At 66.4% G+C, this 1,576-nt stretch carries 2 protein-coding genes and 1 pseudogene; 2 read left to right on the top strand and 1 reads right to left on the bottom strand.

Going from position 1 to position 1,576, the window contains the following annotated elements:
* Positions 1-212, bottom strand: a pseudogene (locus FA740_RS19430) (hypothetical protein); the annotation flags it as partial.
* A gap of 96 nt (positions 213-308) precedes the next feature.
* Here FA740_RS19430 and FA740_RS19425 point away from each other — a divergent pair.
* Both FA740_RS19425 and FA740_RS19420 read left to right on the top strand, forming a co-directional pair.
* On the top strand, positions 309-566 hold the full coding sequence (locus tag FA740_RS19425) for a metal-sensing transcriptional repressor (RefSeq protein WP_136858427.1): 258 nt from the start codon (positions 309-311) through the stop codon (positions 564-566).
* Between the two features lie 9 nt (positions 567-575).
* Positions 576-1,576: MFS transporter (locus FA740_RS19420; RefSeq protein ID WP_136858426.1), on the top strand; the 1,001-nt coding region annotated here is incomplete at its 3' end.

The raw sequence follows: 1,576 nt of genomic DNA, 5'->3' as shown, positions 1-1,576 counted from the left end.
GCCTGGCTGTGATCATGGTCGGCCACGTCATGGCTGTGACCGTGCAGCGCCCAGACAAGATCCTCTGCGAACCCGTGCGAGTGGCCATGATCAGCGATCATGTCGGTATGCTCGGCCACCACGTCGAAGACGGAAGGGACATGGCTGGCGCTTGGTGCAAGGGACCAGACGACAAGCGACAGGCAGACGAGTGCTGCAAGCACGCTGTGCATCAATGTCCGAACCTGTTTCACCGGCCTGCCCGTCGTTTCGCGGCGCGCTGATCACACCGTCTTGTTCTATCCCCCAGGGGGGGATAGCCTGACTGTATGTCACACCCGCATGTTCACGCAAGCCACCCCGCCCTCGTCGCCCGGCTGAAACGTGCCGAAGGTCATCTGCGCCACGTCATTGGCATGATTGAGGGACAGCAGCCCTGTCTCGACATCGCCCGCCAGCTGGCGGCGGTGGAAAGCGCCGTGACCTCCGCCAAGCGGGCGCTGATCCACGATCACATCGACCACTGCCTAGTCCACGACGCGGCCGAGACGCTGGACGAGATGAAGGCCATCACCAAGCTGCTGTAAGGACACCCCATGCTGGCCATCCTGCGCGACCGCACCTATCGACACCTGTTCGCGGCGCAGGTGATCGCGCTGCTGGGCACCGGGCTGATGACCGTGGCCCTGGGCCTTCTGGCCTACGAACTGGCCGGGGCGGATGCGGGGGCGGTTCTGGGCACCGCGCTGGCGATCAAGATGATTGCCTATGTCGGCGTCGCGCCGGTGGCGCAGGCGTTCACGGATCGCCTGCCGCGCCGGGCGGTGCTGGTCGCGCTGGACCTGGTCCGGGGGGGCATCGCGCTGTGCCTGCCCTTCGTGACCGAGATCTGGCAGATCTACCTGCTGATCTTCCTGCTGCAGGCCGCGTCTGCCGGATTCACCCCGACATTCCAGGCGACCATCCCCGACATCCTGCCCAAGGAAGAGGACTATACCCGCGCCCTGTCGCTCTCGCGTCTTGCCTACGATCTGGAAAACCTTGTCTCGCCCATGCTGGCGGCGGCGCTGCTGAGCGTCATCAGCTTTCACAGCCTGTTTGCGGGGACGGTCGTCGGGTTTTTCGCTTCTGCTGCGCTGGTCCTCAGCGTCCGTCTGCCCTCACCGCAGCCAGCGGCACGGCGTGGGGTCTGGGACCGGACGACGCGCGGCATGCGCCTCTATCTGGCGACCCCGCGTCTGCGCGGATTGCTGGCGATCAGTCTGGCCGTCGCGGCGGCCGGATCGATGGTGATCGTGAACACGGTCGTGCTGGTCAAGACAGGCTTCGGTCGGGCGGAGCCGCAGGTGGCGCTGGCGCTGGCCGCGTTCGGTGCGGGATCGATGGTCGCCGCCCTGACCCTGCCGCGTCTTCTGGACCGAGGGTCCGACAGGCCGGTGATGATCGTGGGTGCCGCGACCTCGATTGTCGGAACGGCCTCCGGGATGGTCGTAGGCAGTTATGGCGCGCTGCTGGTCCTGTGGCTGATCCTGGGCTTCGGCTATTCTGTCGCGCAGACGCCAGCGGGCCGGTTGCTGCGCCGCTCGGCCCATCCGGA

The organism is Paracoccus hibiscisoli, assembly GCF_005048265.1.
Taxonomy (GTDB): Bacteria; Pseudomonadota; Alphaproteobacteria; order Rhodobacterales; family Rhodobacteraceae; genus Paracoccus; species Paracoccus hibiscisoli.
This window is presented reverse-complemented; position numbering and strand designations above follow the sequence as displayed.

Bases quoted from the DNA above. Each gene is read 5' to 3' on its own strand.
- FA740_RS19425 (WP_136858427.1), top strand. From the start codon at position 309: ATGTCACACCCGCATGTTCACGCAAGCCACCCCGCCCTCGTCGCCCGG.